Origin of the sequence: Sulfuricurvum sp. (genome assembly GCF_030691015.1) — a bacterium.
Lineage (GTDB): Bacteria > Campylobacterota > Campylobacteria > Campylobacterales > Sulfurimonadaceae > Sulfuricurvum.
The window spans coordinates 71,678-88,594 of record NZ_JAUYFF010000016.1 but is presented as its reverse complement, the minus strand read 5'-3'; the positions used below and the strand labels follow the sequence as shown (position 1 = coordinate 88,594).

Sequence of the window (16,917 nt, the reverse complement as noted above, 5' to 3'; positions counted from 1 at the left end):
GTTAAGCTCTTCTGCTGCTGCGGCCGCTTCTTCGGAGTTGGCGGCAACTTGTTGGGTTACTTGGTCTACTTGACCCATAGCTTGATTGATCTGACCCATACCCTCAGCCTGCTCTTTACCGGCGATAGCGATTTCACCGATAAGATCGGATACTTTTTTACTTTGTTCAACAATCTCTTGGAATGAGGTATGGGTCGCAAGAGCGATTTGGTTCCCCTCTTTGATCTGGCTTACAACCTCTTCAATGATATCAGAGGTCTCTTTGGCAGCCGATGCGGCACGTTGTGCAAGGTTACGTACTTCGTCCGCAACGACGGCAAATCCTAAACCGTGTTCACCTGCGCGTGCCGCTTCAACTGCTGCATTGAGGGCAAGGAGGTTGGTTTGGAATGCAATTTGATCGATCGTTTTAATAATACCGCTGATTTTTGCCGCTGATTCGGTGATTGCGTGCATAGAATGGGAAAGTTGTTCCCCTTTTTCGTATCCCGCTTTTGCCGAATCGTTCGCATTTTTTGCCAAAATATCGGCTTGGCGTGCGTTATCGGTGTTTTGGGTGTTGATTGCAGTTGACTCTTCGAGGGTTGCGCTTACCTCTTCGACACTGGAAGCTTGCTCACTCGCCCCTTGTGCCAAAGACGATGACGACGACGCTACTTGATCGGAAGCCGAGGTGATCTGCATTGCACCATCACGGATAGAGGTGACGCTTGAGGTGATCGAACGGGTGATAGAGCGGATGATCAAAGTCGCCAATATAATGGCTAGAGAAAATGCAATCATCATTACGATCAAGGTTAACACGAGGTCAGCTTCTGCTTCTTCCTGCGAAGCTTTTACTATTTCATTTCCGATTTCAATATTAATTTGAGCGATTTTGTCCATGCTCTCTAATGCCGCTTGACGAGGGACACGGCTGTTCTCGATAAAGGTCTTCATTTGCTCAAAATAGACCGCTTCCATTGCCGGATTGGTGTTGTTGATCAGAGGAACGAGGGTATTGGCACGAAACGCCAAACTCAACTCTTTCCATTTAGCGAAGTTCTCTTCAAAAGTCTTCCATTCTATGGCCTCTTCAGGCGTTTGAGGAAGAGGTGCGTAAATTTTATACCCTTTGTCAAAACGCTCAAATCCCTTAACCAATCTTTCTCTGGCATCGTTAAGTTTATCCCGCATTTTCGGATCATTCTGGAGTGATCGGACGCGATTTTGTTGAATAACGACCTGATTAATTCCGGTACGCATTTCCATAATACCGACGATAGAGGGAAGTCTTACTCCACCTATTTCATTTACGGAGGTTTTCCATTGCTGAAGATTCGTATACCCCATATAACCCAATGTAGCAAGGGCAATCATCATAACAGCCGTCAGCAAGATCAACTTGCTTTGTAGTACCATATTTTCCAACCAATTCATCTTATTCTCCTGTTTGGGTTTTTTGAATTTCTTCAATACTGATCAGTTCATCCGCTTCAAAGAGCTTCAAAACATCCAAAATCATCACGACATTCTCTTCCATCTGTGCCATCGAACAGATAAAATCCGTATCAATATTGTTACCGAATTTCGGCGGTTCGCTTAGTTTTGAACTGTCGATACTCGCTACTTCTTCGACCCGATCGACGATGAATCCGATGTTCACCTTATCCACTTCAACAATCACGATTGCCGTATGCATGTCTTCTTCTTTTGTTTCCATCCCAAAACGGAGCCGCGTATCGACAACGGGGATGATCGAGCCGCGCAGATTGATAACACCGCGCATATACGCAGGGGTTTTAGGAACATTAGTCACCTTCATGATGGCAATGATCTCTTTGATCCGATCAATCGCAATCCCGTACTGTTCCTCTCCCAAAAAGAACGTCAAATACCGCTCTCGTCGGGACTGTAATGTGTTTTGTTCCATCGTTTAGACCCCCAATACCATTTTGATTGACTTCACCAGTTTCTCATCATTGAACGGCTTAACCATCCATCCGGTAACACCGATCTCTTTTCCGCTCATTTTCATGGACTCCGAACTCTCCGTCGTCAAGACAATAATCGGTTTAGTTTTGTACCGCTCATCGGATTTGATAGCACGGGCTAAGTCTAACCCGTTCATTTCAGGCATATTGACATCGCTGATCAACATATCAAAATTCTCACTTCCGGCTTGAAGTGCACCTAATAACTCTAACGGATTCAAATACGATTTAAACTCAATCACGCCACTCTCGATCAAAGTCTCCAATGCCAGCTCCGCTGTCGCAATAACCGCTCTCGAATCGTCTACAATAATTACTCTTTTTGCCACTTAATTTCTCCTTGATATAGTTGTTAAAAATCTTTCTTCCACAATTGTATAACTAATTATGCAGAAAGAATGGTGTTTTCTACCGTTTCAAAATGTAATTTAAAAAAATTCCATATCGTTGTCCTCATCCGTCTCTATCTCTTTGTTTCCGACAATCTGTTCTATCTGCATACAAGAACTAAAAAACGAACTGTCAAGATAGTGAATATCCGCGGCATCCTGAAGAGAAAAAATATGTTCCCTCCATGATGTGAGATCACTTCCTAAATGCTCGGTAAGCATCACCAACATTTTTAACTTTTTAGGATCATTAATAATCGCATCGGCATGTTCTTTCATAAATGTCCCCAGAGATGAGAGGGCATAAGCCAGTGCGGTAAACTCAAACAGGTTGTTAATGGCACGTACATATACCCCTAATACACCGTCTGCAAAACTTCGGATATTCTCGATATTCGGTTCTTCTTCGAGGGCATGAATCTTTTCGATCCATTCCTCATCCAAACTCTCCAAATCACGAATCTCATCGAGGACATCTCCTCCGATCTCCTGTACATAATCCACAGCACTTGTTTTATCAATAAAACTCTGACGAAGCATCCCTTGCTCATTCTGATCGATAGTGCGAACTTCTTTGTCAGCTACAATCTCCGATAGAGGCAAAACAACTGCCGTTGGCTCCACAACTTCGGGAAGTTTCTTTTCAAGCTCCTCTTTTTTTGACGACGGAGCTTTTTCGATCACGTCCACCGATGGAGTCGGGTTTAAATCATCTCGACCATTATTTAAACGGACACAGGCAAAATTTTGTCGAATGATGCAGTGCGATTGCAAATCATCTGCCAACTCTTGCATTTTTGGATTAAGAACAATCGGCTTGTCCAATTTCATCGTCATAAAAATCTCTTCAAAACTCTCTTCGATGATGATACTCACATGCTCTTCGTTACGAGTTCCCTGACGCATCAACTCATAAAAGAGTTCGATCATCGGATCCACTTTTGACGAGGATCTGGATTTACGCTCTTCACACCGTGAAAGAACCCATACTCCGAAATCCATCATCCCCTCAGCATCACTGATGTCAAATATTGTTTTGAAATGACGGACATCGGAAGAAAACGGATTAAGTGCCTCTTTGGCGGAAAGTTTTGTATGAATTCCGTCTTTGGAGCGTAAAAAGGCTCCAAAATTTTGCAATTTAAATCGGATCAATTCTTTGTTGATCGGTTTGTGAAGATACGCCGAAACCCCTATAGCAGCCATGTGGGCTTCCATCTGAGGATCTATCACGGCCGTAACCACAATAATGATCGTTTCAGGAAAACGGGCTTTGATCACCTTGGATGCTTCAAATCCGTCCATATTGGGCATCATCACATCCATCAGAATAATATGTGGATGCCATGCTTCACACACCGCGATGGCATCAATACCATCAACCGCCTCTTTGATCTCAAAACCTTCCATTTTTCGGCAAATGGCATTGAGGACAAGACGGTTATCTTCCACATCATCAACGATTAAAAGTCTTAAATCTTCCATCTTCCACCATGCATTAATAGATTAGAACTGTTCATTCCATTTTCAAATATGAGAAAGTGTAATATTAAAAAGTCACAGAATAGTCACAGGAAAAAAGTTTTCCTTTAAAATTACCAAATCATTACACATAAAACTTGCTGAGGAGATTTCTTCATTCAATTTGAGACTAAATCATAACATTTTTTTGCCCTAATCAATATTGAATCGGAAACCGAAGGCTAAAGCGTACACCCCCTTCAATATTTTCGGCACCTATGACTCCATGACAATGTTCTTCAATAATAGTTTTGGACATATAAAGCCCCAATCCCGTCCCGTTATCACTTTTTGTCGACGTGTACGGCGAGAATACCGTATCGATAAATCCGGGATCAATTCCCCCGGCATTGTCTTCAACACTGAGAATCACCTCACCTTCCCTCTGATCGGTATGAATAACGATAAGGGGATCTTTTACCCCTTTCTCTTCAAAAGCGTCTTGGGCATTTTTGATCAGATTCAACATCACCTGAATCAGTTCGTTTTCATAGGTTCGGTATTCAGTATCATTGCAATGGTCTATCTTCACGTTAATATTTTTATTCATCAACGTATGCTCTACCAGCTCAAGAGTTTTAGAGACGATGAGGGAACTCTTCGTCACAGCCGTTTGTTTATCGGGTTTGAAAAAATCTTTAAAGTCGGTAATAGTACGAGAGAGGTGCTGAACCTGCATCTCCATTTCATCAAAACTTTTGTTAATCCCCTCGAGAGTTGAACGCTCCAGCATAATATTAATTTTTTGGCGGCTTATCAAAGCACTCATGATCGCCAACGGCTGACGCCATTGATGGGCGATCATACTCAGCATCTCACCCATTTGAGCTTGACGCGTTTGCATCAAAAACAATCTGTCTTTCATATTTCTCTCGGTAACGTCATCTTGGATCGTCACAAAATTAATAATTTCATTTTGGGTATTGAAAATCGGAAAAATCGTTGATGCACAATCGCGTAAGTCGCCGCTTTTCATCCGATTGACGATGGTTCCGCGCCAAAATGAGCGCTTTTGTGTAATCGTAGACCACATATCTTGATAAAATGGTTCTGAATGGAGTCCTGAATTAAATAGTCTCATATTCTGTCCGATTAATTCATTAGTAAAATAACCGGTCAATTTAAGGGTCTGATTGTTGACATATTCAATGACACCGGAAGGATCAGTAATGATTGTGGAGAGCGGAGTCTGGTTAACAACCTGCGATAAACGGTCAATCAGCGCTTCGGAGTGTTTGGATTCGGTAATGTCTTGGATCGTACCTGAAAACTTCTGCCGTTCATCCTCCCAAAAAGCTTCTGCGCGCTGATGGACAATTCGAATATTCCCTTTAGCGGTGAGTATTCGATGGATCACATCGTAAGAACGTTCACCGCTAAACGCTTTTTCAACCGCATCCTGAATCAATTCGATATCATCAGGATAGATATGCTCATAAAACCACTCGTTATTGATCGGTATTGAAAACGGTTCGATCTCATAAATCCGATACGTCTCGGCTGACCAGATAATTTCATCGGTGACACTGTCGTATTGCCAGCTCCCGACATGCGATATCTGCTGTGCTTTGTTGAGTTTCTCTTCATTGCTTTTGAGTGTTTCATACAAGAGCGCATTCTTATAGATAATCACGGCTTGCGTCAGCAATAACCGAAGGGTTTGCAACGTATCGGTATTGAGCGGAGTCGAGATTTCCTCATTTTCGAGATAAAGAACCCCCCGTACACTCCCCTCGATCAAGGTCGGAATGGCGATAGACGATGCCGGTTTTCGGGTGAGAAAATAGTTGTCGTATTGAAATTTTCCATTTTCTGCGGGGCTATTTTGGATCACTTTATGCCGTGTATCGATTGCATGGGTAATGAGATGAAACGGAACAAAATCGGTTTCACTCAGTTTGGTATGGTAAAAATCGATTTTTCCGTTTTTAAACAAGATTTTAGCACTGGTATAGAACATCTCCTCTTCTTTGAGGATCAATACCACTTTACTCGCCGTCGCATTTTCTAAAATTGTCTGCATCAATGTCTGCAAAAGCTCTTTTTTTTCCATACTTTGAGAAAGGGCATAAAATGATTTAAGGAGACTGCGATAGTTGGTCGGTTCAGCTTGCAACAATGAACTGTTGGATGACTGGTCTAGCGATTCGGAAGGGTATGGGGTATTTAAATGCATTTTTGATTTGAGCCGCTCTGAGGCTCTGTATGCACCCCATTGATTCAACCCTACCGCCGCTTCACTAAAATAGAAACGGCTTAAGTCCTCAAAGCGTTTTTCTCTCCAAAAACGGCCCGCACATAAGGCACTGACAGCAATGGCGAACGGATTGTTATTTTTTCGGGCTTCACTCAATGCTTCATCGTAGAGTTTCGCAATATCCCAATACTGATTTGCCTCTTTAGCCCTCTTGGCACGAAGCAACAGTTTCCAAAATTTAAACTCTTTCGGTGACGAGGCGGCATAGGCATCACACAGTGTCAAATCTTCCGCTAAAAGAGACTCTTCTTCACGACTCAAGGGAGTGTTTTTCCCCAACAGAAGCAATGCGCGAAGCGGGTGAAGTCTCATTTTCGGGAACATTATCACTTCGTTCGCCTCACTGCGAACGAATCGGTGCAGATACTCCAACCCTTTATCGATATCTCCCTCAATCCAGCATGTCTGGGCTTTCAGTATTCCATACCATGCCAGTGCAGGATAGAAGTTCTCCTCTTCCCACATTGCGATAGCCGCATCTTCCGCTGCACGCGTATCCGCATCTCGCTCCTGCCACATAAGAATGGTTGAACGGAGAACCTCAAAAATAGCAATCATTTTTTGATCCCCGGAATTAAGGAGGAAATGGCTCTCTTTCAGAATATTTCCCCACAGCGATTCGAGGGATTTTCCGGAAAGATACTCACTAAAATGCATCAAAAAATTTGCCCATGTTCCGAATATAATATCCCCGTTTACTTTGCTTTGGTGGAGACTTTTTTGGTAGAGCGCTATATTACGTTCAAGCGGCTTAGTGTAGGGGCTTATGAAGTTAGCCATAAAATTATGTACTTTCGGAAGCATCACGTCATCCGCAAATTGATGGTTAAGCTTCAATGCCGCTTCACCGAATCGATACGCCTCTTTGTAACGGTGTTCACTCACCATCTGCGCACCGTAGAGAACATATCCGAATGCCGATCCGCTGGAATTACCGAAACGAAACGAAACGTCGATGATACTCAGATAGGCCCATTGCATAAGGGGGATATTTGCCAGATAATAGGCCGCTTCCCAATACTCAACCAATATCGAAAGACTCCGCTGCTTGGAGATATTTTTGAGTTTCGGCAAAGCCTTAATCGCTTCAACTTCCTGTGAAGCGGGATGGTTTAGAATAAACGCTTTGAGCTGTACCACTCTCTCTTCCACCTCATTACTCTGACAAGGAGCATCCAATCCAAGCTCATGCAAAAGGGTATTACCAAATAAAATCAGTTGATCAAATCCGCCCCCCCTCGTCACACACAAATCTTTAAAAAGGGAAAAACAGATGAGACGTTCGGACAAACTGTTTGTCTGAGCCATCAACGTTTGCAGAGACGAGTGAGCCTCTGCATGTAAGGCATTCAAATAAAATACTTTAACCTTCAATACTTGAAAATCAAACGCATCGGAGTGTTTTGCTTGTTCTAATACCGAATCCAACCCACGCTCATGCATCCATTTCAGATGCTCTAGTGCTAAGTGATACGAGCCGCTCAATACCATCTCTTTTAATGCTTTTAGATTTAAGCTCAATGCATGTTTGTGCCGCGTTCCTTGTTTGTAACCGCGATTAAGATGCATGACGACGCTGATGACATCATCATAGTTTCCTGTTCGGTAAGCGCGCTCCAAAAACTCTCCGATGACATGCTCAATATTCCCTCTCTGTGAGGGTGAAATAGAGGTAAACACATGATGCTGCAATACATCGTGTACAAACTGGTAATGCCCGTTAAAAAGCTCAATAAACCCTTTTGTTTCGAGCTGTTCCATCATCGTATCGGGATATTTTTGCTCTTTCATCATACGGCGTGTCAGATTCAACTCAAAACGATTTCCCAATACCGATAAATAGTGTAAATAACTCTGTTCTTCCGTAGTGAGTTTTGAAAATTTATCGGTGATCAATCCGGCGATATTGATACTCGCACCGTACTCACGGATCTTGTCAATCTGAAAATGCCATGCACCGTTTTCGTAAGCGATCTCTTTCGCGTCAATCAAATTATAGAGGAGTGTTTTGATATAAAACGGGTTCCCATCCGTTTTTTTATAGATGATATCCGATAAAGCGTCTACTTGAGACCCCTCTAAGCCTAACATCAAATGAAACATACGACGTATATCCGTTTGAGAGAGGGGTATAAGATCAAAAATATACAAACCCGGAAAACGGTTTCCGCGAACTTTTTGAACGAATTCCCATGCGCTCGGATTGGATTCTATCTCATGGTCACGATAACTGAAAATAAAATGGAGGTTGGGGATATCCATTTGAAATATCGTTTTATGGATTAAATCAAGTGATGCGGCATCCGCCCATTGAAGATCATCCATAAATATTACCAAAGGGGATGTGTTGCTCGAAATCTGCGTTAACAGCTGCTGAAAGGCATACGGGAGCTGAGCAAGTACCTCATCCCCTGCTGAAGCGTATGAGGTGTGCTTGTGCATCAACATCTCACGTAAATCAGGAAAATAATAACCCAACGTATACGCGCTGCGTGCATCCAGATGAAAAGGTTGATTGGCGTTAATATGACGTTTACACACTATTTTAAGCTGAACAAAAAGCTGTTTAATACTTAAATAGGGGTGAGAGGAGCGATACTGTTCGAATTTTCCCCGAAGGATACGGCTCCCTCCGGTATTTAAAAAACTCAAGAACTCTTCAATCAAACGGGTTTTCCCCACACCCGGAAGACCGGAAACAACAACCCGAACCGACTTATGCGCCGCTACGTCAGATGCGGCATCCTTAAGGAGTCCGATTTCCATATCCCTACCGAATATAGGATCACCGAAACGGATAGAAGGCTGATCGTGGGTTCCAATCTCGAAATGGGGAATTTGATCAGAACTATTTAGTGTTTGAAGGGCGTATTTAAGATCATACAACAAAGCCTCATCGCTTTGATACCGTTCATCTGCTTTTTTTGCAGTAAGGCGGTTGATTATTGCGGAAAGCACCGGCGGGAAATTTTCAACACTACTCTCTATCGCCGCAGGTCGAAGAGCTATTTGTTTATGGATCAGCTCATAGCGATCTTTTGCCTCAAACGGAGTCCGACCTGAGAAAAGGTGATAAAGGCTCATCCCGAAACTGTACAAATCACTACGCAAATCGATACGCTGTTTGGTTCTCCCCGTCTGTTCAGGCGACATATACATGAGATTGCCTGAAGTGCCCACATCAACATCACTGTTATACCGAAGATGATTGTCGATAACCGAGTATCCGAAATCGATGATTTGAAGTTCTTTCGTTTTGGTATTGTAAATAATATTTTTAGGATTGATATCTGCATGAACGATATGCTTTTGATGAATAAAACAGAGTGCTTCCGCTATTTTTATAGCGATATTCAACCCCTCAGCAATCGAAAAACGGTGTTCTAACAACATTTCATACAGAGAATTTCCGCCGATATCTTCAAATACATGAAGATATTCCGTAGGGAGTGCGACGATTTCTATCAATTTAACGATATTGGGAGATTTTAGAGACGAGAGAATCTGCTGTTCATTCATAAATTGGGAGACTCTATGCTCCGTTATTTCACCCGGCTTGAGCATTTTTATAATTACCGCCTGAGCATCGCTTGCACGGGTTGCACGATAAACCACCGTAGAGATGTTTTCATGGAGAGTATCGATGATGTGATAGTGGCGACTGAACACTAGAATTCCTTACACAAATTCAAAATAGTTATTTTATAGAACCCAAATTAATGCTCAGCGTAAAACAGCTCCCTCTCCCTTCTTCTGAGCGAAGCTCGAGAGAGATACCCATCGCCTCAGCATATTCGCGTACGATGTTCAATCCCAGACCCGTACCAAATCCGTGATCGCGAACTTGAGCAAACGGTTCGAATACAAAGGAGAGCTTTTCACTGGGTATCCCGATACCGCTGTCTTCAATCTCTATCACACAGCTATCCCCTCTCTCATCCAGTCGTACTTCCACAAACCCTTCAACGGTAAATTTCAATGCATTCGAAATAAGATTGGTGATGATTTGTTTAAATTTTACACCATCACACTCTATCGGGATAACACTTTTCACTGCCTTAAATTGATAGTTGATTGCGCTGTTTTTGAGGAGACTTGAACAGTTTTCAAAGGCTTCACGTGCGAGAGAAACCGCATTATTTGATCTAATATCGAAAACTGTTTTTCCCGACTTCATTTTAGCGATATCTAGAAGAGAGTTGATCAGCTCCAACAAATTTTCAGCATTGGCATACGAACGCTGTAAATATTTCTTGACCAATTCACGACTCACTTCATCTTCCACTATTTCATCATAGCTCTCTAATGCCTGATCGGTGAAGTTGACGATTGCATTAAGGGGGGTTCGGAGCTCATGCGATATCTGATTGAAAAACTGTGTTTTGGCTTCAAGCGTTTGGAGCGCTTCCTCTTTGGCTTTGACCATATCGGTGATTTCATGACGAATCGAGAGAATTTCCACAATAGTACCGGCATGGTTTTTTATGGGGACAATCGTGGTAGCAAAGTAATGGATATCCCCTTCTTTCCCCTTGTTTTTGAAGGTGCCTTTCCAGATCTCACCGTTTTGAATGGCTCCCCATGCCGTATTTTGACAGGTCACCGCACTTTCAGATTCAAAAAACATCAACATATTCTTGCCTAAAAGCTCTTCTTGCGTGTAGTGCAGTGTGTCACACAAAGCATCGTTTGCATACGTAATGATTCCATCAAGATTGCATCGAGCCACCAAATTCGACGCATCTATGGCTTGATTAAACTGAGAAAGGATGTACTGAGCTTCTTCTTTTTCATTCGTACTGGCACGTAGTCCCTCTTCCAAAGCACATTTATAACTCATCATATCGGTGACATCGGAGAGGGTGATAACGTAAATCTCTTCACTCGGATCGAGCAGTGTCACCGAAATCGAAAACGTATGAACTTGATCCGATCCACTGATACCGACTTTGTAATGCTCTTTGTCGCCGCTCAAAACCGTTTTAAACCACGGGGCGTTTAAGTACCCCTCATAGACGTAGCCGTATTTATCAATAGCGAGAAATTGCTTTGAGAGATAAAAATCGGGTACAAAAACATCTACTCCGATTGTAATAAAAAAATCGCTAAAGGCTTTATTAGCATCTATAATCAGATATCCGTTGCTTAGGGCAATCATATTATCCGTCAAATGGAAAATCGACTTATAATAGCGATACGTAGGGTCAGACTCCCTCAATCTTAATTTTAACTGCTCTTTTAGTGTCGATTCTGAGTTCTCTTGCGGCACACTTTTCCCTCAAACATAATAGTTCTTTTATCATACCATGTAACCTTATGATTTCAATTACTATCGACCTAAATTATAGGAATAACGTTAGTGGTCACGTCCGTTACCATGACTTTTTTCACCGTGAGAGCCTTTCCCCTCACGTTGCTCGCCCTTACGATATTCAGAATGATCCTTTTTACCGCGGTAATGTTCATCAATCCGATTATAACGCTCACCGCTTCGGCGTCGATCGATTACCTCGTCCGCACTGATACGATGGTAATCGGAGAGGAAGCGGACATTGACTAACTCGACAATATCGGCATCACGCAAACGGTGCTTTTTATCCTTATGATATCCGTACGCTTTACCATAGGGAGGGTTGTGGTAACGATGGGTATCCACGACATACAACGTACGCGGATTAAGTCCTAGACGCAGACTGATATCCCACCAGCTGTTTCCGCGTAAACGCAAATCACTGATATAGTGGGCATCGCGATGAGACTCACGCGCTAAAAAGTAGACAACACTCATCTCATCACGAGGAATGGAACGCTCTACTACGACAACCTCCTGATAGGGAACACGGTAATAATCACCGATGGAGAGGGTAAACCCATCAATCCCTCTATCGGATCCCGAAACACCGATGTCAAAATTAGATGCACTTAGAGAAGTACCCATAATTCCTGCAATTAGAGCTAAACGAATGGTTGCTTTCATAATTATCCTTTATAAAACATACCTCATTGTATCTTATATACTGTAATCCAATAGTAAACAGATTAGCTACGGACAATTGTGATAAAATATCATCCATATTTAAGGAGTTTCAATGATCAAAAAGTGCCTTTTTCCTGCGGCGGGCTATGGAACCCGTTTTTTACCTGCGACGAAAGCAATGCCCAAAGAGATGTTACCGGTACTCACCAAGCCTTTAATCCAATACGGTGTCGAAGAGGCGGTTGAAGCGGGAATGCATACAATGGCAATCGTAACCGGACGGGGAAAACGGGCATTAGAGGATCATTTTGACGTAAGTTATGAACTCGAGCATCAGATTAAAGGTTCCGATAAAGAGCATTACCTCACCGAAATTCGCTCTCTAATCGATCAATGTACCTTCTCGTACACTCGTCAAAATGAGATGAAGGGGTTAGGACATGCGATTCTCACGGGTGAAACACTCATAGGGAATGAACCGTTCGCCGTCATCCTAGCCGATGATTTATGTGACGGAGACAGCGAGGGAAGTGTTCTTTCTCAAATGGTTGAACTCTTTAATAAGTACAAATGTTCTATCGTTGCCATCGAAGAGATTGATCCGAAGCATACGAACCGCTACGGTATCATAGAGGGGAAAGAGATTGAAGAGGGGGTTTATATGATCTCCAATATGGTCGAAAAGCCTGACCCTGCAAATGCGCCCAGTAACCTTGCCATCATCGGACGCTATATCCTCACCCCGGATATATTCGGGATTATCGAAAATACACCTGCCGGCAAAGGGGGTGAGATTCAAATCACCGATGCCCTTATGACACAAGCGCAAAAAGGGATGGTTTTAGCCTATAAGTTTAAAGGGAAACGTTTTGACTGCGGAAGCGTCGAAGGGTTTGTTGAAGCAACCAACTACTTTTATGAGAAAAGTAAAAGCTAACTGTTATTGGCGAAGTACCGCCCGATCCCTTCCATCAACCCCTCAATTAGCCATCGTTGATATTTCTCATCGGCGATGCGTGCGGACTCTTCAGGATGACTGATATATCCCACTTCTAGCAATACTGCCGGCATTTGAGCCCCCACAAGAACCCAAAACGGAGCTTCTCGAACACCGTTATCATGGACATTCGGAAATTGTTTACGCAGATTGCCGAACATCCCTTTTTGCAAATCAATAGCCAGTTTATTCGAAGCGATAATTTTCTCTTTGTTCAAAAAGCTCAAAAAACTTAACTTGCCGTATTCCCCCATCTCTTCCATATCTTCGGAGTTTTCCAACGCCGCAACCCGCATCGATCTCTCACTCCGAGTCGGTGAGAGAAAATAGGTCTCAAGTCCCTGAGCCGCAAGGGGATCAGAAGTTTTTGGAATAGAGTTCGCATGTACCGACACAAAAAGATCCGCTTCTTTATCATTGGCAAATTTTGTTCTATCTTTCAGTTCGATAAAGACATCATTACTGCGTGTCATATAAACGGTATACCCCATTGCACGTAGTTTTTCTGAGAGCTGTTTCGATATCTGTAACACAATCTCTTTTTCCATAAATCCGTTACCGACGGCTCCGCTGTCTTTTCCGCCATGCCCAGGATCAATCACAATAATCTTTTTGCTTCGATCACGCGGGGTAACACTCACAAGGGGAGGAAGTGCCGCTACAAGAGGAGGTTCCTGTACCTCGACTTTTACCCCAGAGCTTGCAAGAGGCGGCGTTGTTTTAGGGGGTTCTAATGAGAGATCGATGTAGAGAGTTGAACCCTTCGGTGTAGGTTTAATCGCTACAGGCTGATTGTGCTCAATTACAAGACGAAGCGTTTTCGCATCAAACTGCGCCATTTTAATCCGATTAATACTTTGATGCTCTAACGTCTGGGTTTTTGAAAGGGTCGAAGAGTCAATATCCATAATATATCGAAATCGCTTTTTATCGGTTTCGATAATTTTAGACATTCGGATTTCTGAGGGTTTAATCTCACTGTCAAATACCAATATCAGTCCGTTATCTTTCCAAGAGGTATCCAAAAGTCGATGACGCATTGTCATTGTAATTTCATTGCTTTTAGGGAGTACGGGTTCGGATTTGATCATTTTTTCCGGTTCAGGGGTCGAAAATTTACTTGCGACCAGCGCCGGCTTAAAAGTTTTATCATATATTACCGAGGGGAGCGGAGACGAAGGTGTTTTATCCGCGACAATTAGGGGCTTTATGCTTGGCGCATTTTTTTTGAGTTTTATCAAATCGGCTTGGTATTTACTCACATCGATCCCGAGTTTCTCTCCCCCTTGAACGATCCCCTCAAGTGCTTCTTGCGCCAGAGGGCTATTTTTGTCCAAAATTGCACGAAGATAGAGTGTTTTAAATTCGTTGTAGCCTCGAAACTGCTCAATCTCGTCACTGCTTTCCAGCGCTTTTTTGGCCGAGTCCAAACGGGTAGTGTCGATTGCACCCATAAGGGATGTAACACTGACAAAAGCAAGAAAAATGAGTCGAATCAGCACGGTGAAGCTCACTCCCCGTGGGTTAATTTTTCCATCAACTCTTTGACGGAGATAATTTTATCGATACGGTAGCCGTTGCTTCCTGAAAAGAACAAACCAAGCTCTTTATCACCGAGATACGCATCGCTCAGACGATCGGCGATACAAAAACCGACCTCTTTGGCCTCGACACCGCGATTACACGGAGCAACACAGTTAGAGATACATTTGATAGAGGGACCCGTGCGGGTATCGATCAAATCACGTAAATGGGTACGAACCCCGCGAGCCGGATAACCGACCGGAGATTTCATCAACGTGATATCTTCCTCTTTAGCCGCAAGAAGAACCTCTTTGAAATTATCATGGGCATCACACTCAAATGTACCGATAAAGCGTGTCCCCATCTGTACACCCGCTGCACCCAATGCCATCATTGCGTCAATATCGTTTTTATCCCAAATTCCACCTGCTGCGATAACGGGAATATTTCCCCATAAAGCGGCCTCTTCCACGACAGGAGCGACAAGATTCTCAAGCTGATACTCTTCCATTGCACACTGCTCATACGTAAACCCTTGATGACCGCCGCTGAGAGGTCCCTCAAGTATTACGGCATCAGGGAGACGGTTGTACCGTTTTTGCCAACGTTTGCAGATAATAGAGAGTGCTTTAGGAGAGGAGACAATCGGAACCAAAGCAACATCAGGATAATCCGCCGTAAATTCAGGCATATTGGTCGGTAATCCTGCACCGGTAATGATGATATCAATTCCCGCTTCACACGCATCGGTTACCACACGGCCATAATCGTTGATCGCATACAATATGTTGCACGCCAAAGGGGCATCACCACAGATTTTTCGGGCATTTTTGACAATCGCATCAAGCCCTTTTTTAGAGTAAAAATTCTCCGCATCCAACGGGCGGTTAGCAATCAGTTTATTCGCATGCACTTTATCTTCATAATATCCCGTACCAACGGAACTGATGACCCCAAGGCCTCCCTCAGAAGAGACGGCTCCCGCAAGGCGATCCCAGCTGATTCCGACACCCATTCCCCCCTGAACGATAGGAATTTTAATGGTATGCTTACCGATTTTAATTGGTTTGAAACTCATTGGGTTACCTTTAATCGCGCAAATTTTCGTTTTCCCACTTGAAGGATGTATTCACCTGCTTCAAGTTGGTATTGCTCATCGCTTAGTTTATTTTGATCGATTTTAACAGAGCCTTGCTTAATCTCCCGACGGGCTTGTGAAGTAGATGGACTTAGGAGACAATCGACCAGTGCTTTGGCAATCCAGATCGGAGCCTCTGCACTAAATTCATCCATTTCACTCGGGATTTCACTCTGTGCATGGACGCGTTCAAACTCCGCTTGGGCACCTAATGCCGCGTCCTCTGAATGGAATCGTGCCGTGATTTCAAGGGCAAGTGCTTCTTTCACTTTTTTCGGATGGAGTGAACCGTTTTCGACTCCGGCTTTAAGCGCTTCAATTTCATCGAGGCTGTTGCTGCTTAACAGCTCATAATAGCGCCACATCAACGTATCGCTGATACTAAGAATTTTTCCGAACATCTCGTTCGGCTCATCGGCTACGGCGATGTAGTTCCCCAGTGATTTGGACATCTTTTGAACGCCGTCTAGCCCTTCGAGAATCGGCATCATAAGGACACTTTGTTCTTTTCCGATCTCATACACCCGTTGTAAATGGCGTCCCATTAAAAGATTAAATTTCTGATCCGTTCCGCCGATCTCGATATCGCTTTTCAAATGGACACTATCGTACCCTTGGAGCAACGGGTACAAAAATTCGCTAATGGAGATAGAGATTCCCGCTTTATGCCGTTTATCGAAATCATCCCTCTCCAGCATCCGTGCGACATTATAGGTCGAGGTGAGTTCGAGCATCCCCGCCGCACCAAGCGGATTGATCCACTCAGAGTTGAATACAACGGTCGTTTTTTCCGGATCAAGGATTTTAAAGACTTGATTCTTGTAACTTTGGGCATTTTCCAATACTTGTGAGGGGAGGAGTTTTTTCCGCGTTTCGCTTTTCCCTGTAGGATCACCGATCTGAGCCGTAAAATCACCGATCAAAAACTGAATATGTCCCCCGAATTTTTGAAAAATTGCCAGTTTTTGGAGCAAAACGGTATGTCCCAAATGAAGATCGGGAGCAGTCGGGTCAAATCCTGCTTTGACGGTATACGTTTCTTTTTTTTCAAACCAATTTTTGAGAAGGGTCTCTAAACGTGCCTCATCGATAATTTCGGCAGTTCCTCGTTTGATTTCACGTAATGCTGTTTGTATCATGA

Annotated in this window: 11 protein-coding genes; 1 reads left to right on the top strand and 10 read right to left on the bottom strand. The window is 43.3% G+C overall.

The annotated features are described in order from the left end of the window. From Q8O20_RS10525 to Q8O20_RS10495, 7 genes are all read right to left on the bottom strand, one after another. Positions 1 to 1,419 (bottom strand): methyl-accepting chemotaxis protein (locus Q8O20_RS10525; protein ID WP_305531122.1); only part of this gene is annotated, 1,419 nt, incomplete at its 3' end. 1 nt (position 1,420) lies between these two features. Next, positions 1,421 to 1,912, bottom strand: coding sequence for a chemotaxis protein CheW (locus Q8O20_RS10520; RefSeq protein ID WP_304739705.1), 492 nt, complete (start codon positions 1,910 to 1,912; stop codon positions 1,421 to 1,423). Positions 1,913 to 1,915: 3 nt separating this feature from the next. Continuing rightward, on the bottom strand, positions 1,916 to 2,302 hold the full coding sequence (locus Q8O20_RS10515; RefSeq protein WP_304739703.1) for a response regulator: 387 nt from the start codon (positions 2,300 to 2,302) through the stop codon (positions 1,916 to 1,918). A 99-nt stretch (positions 2,303 to 2,401) separates the two neighbouring features. Beyond that, positions 2,402 to 3,847: a response regulator gene (locus tag Q8O20_RS10510; protein ID WP_305531121.1), complete on the bottom strand. Its 1,446-nt coding sequence runs from the start codon at positions 3,845 to 3,847 to the stop codon at positions 2,402 to 2,404. 193 nt (positions 3,848 to 4,040) lie between these two features. After that, positions 4,041 to 9,809 carry a protein kinase gene (locus tag Q8O20_RS10505; RefSeq protein ID WP_305531120.1) on the bottom strand — a complete coding sequence of 1,923 codons (5,769 nt, stop codon included), beginning with the start codon at positions 9,807 to 9,809 and terminating at the stop codon, positions 4,041 to 4,043. Positions 9,810 to 9,837: 28 nt separating this feature from the next. Further along, positions 9,838 to 11,409 carry a PAS domain-containing sensor histidine kinase gene (locus Q8O20_RS10500; protein WP_305531119.1) on the bottom strand — a complete coding sequence of 524 codons (1,572 nt, stop codon included), beginning with the start codon at positions 11,407 to 11,409 and terminating at the stop codon, positions 9,838 to 9,840. Positions 11,410 to 11,496: 87 nt separating this feature from the next. Continuing rightward, the gene (locus tag Q8O20_RS10495; protein ID WP_305531118.1) at positions 11,497 to 12,117 is read right to left on the bottom strand and encodes a hypothetical protein; all 621 of its coding nucleotides are present in this window, start codon (positions 12,115 to 12,117) and stop codon (positions 11,497 to 11,499) included. Positions 12,118 to 12,229: 112 nt separating this feature from the next. On the opposite strand from Q8O20_RS10495, the gene galU reads away from it, so the two are divergent. Then, positions 12,230 to 13,054: a UTP--glucose-1-phosphate uridylyltransferase GalU gene (gene galU, locus Q8O20_RS10490; protein WP_305531117.1), complete on the top strand. Its 825-nt coding sequence runs from the start codon at positions 12,230 to 12,232 to the stop codon at positions 13,052 to 13,054. Here galU and Q8O20_RS10485 read toward each other — a convergent pair. Genes Q8O20_RS10485 through tyrS form a run of 3 tightly spaced genes read right to left on the bottom strand, consistent with a single transcriptional unit; the run spans position 13,051 to position 16,915 of the window. Beyond that, on the bottom strand, positions 13,051 to 14,616 hold the full coding sequence (locus Q8O20_RS10485) for an N-acetylmuramoyl-L-alanine amidase (RefSeq protein WP_305531116.1): 1,566 nt from the start codon (positions 14,614 to 14,616) through the stop codon (positions 13,051 to 13,053). The two genes, galU and Q8O20_RS10485, sit on opposite strands and share 4 nt — an antisense overlap. 8 nt (positions 14,617 to 14,624) lie before the next feature. Further along, on the bottom strand, positions 14,625 to 15,716 hold the full coding sequence (locus Q8O20_RS10480; RefSeq protein WP_304739689.1) for a nitronate monooxygenase: 1,092 nt from the start codon (positions 15,714 to 15,716) through the stop codon (positions 14,625 to 14,627). Then, positions 15,713 to 16,915, bottom strand: coding sequence for a tyrosine--tRNA ligase (gene tyrS, locus Q8O20_RS10475; protein ID WP_304739687.1), 1,203 nt, complete (start codon positions 16,913 to 16,915; stop codon positions 15,713 to 15,715). The genes Q8O20_RS10480 and tyrS overlap by 4 nt, the downstream gene beginning before the upstream one ends. Positions 16,916 to 16,917: the final 2 nt, after the last annotated feature.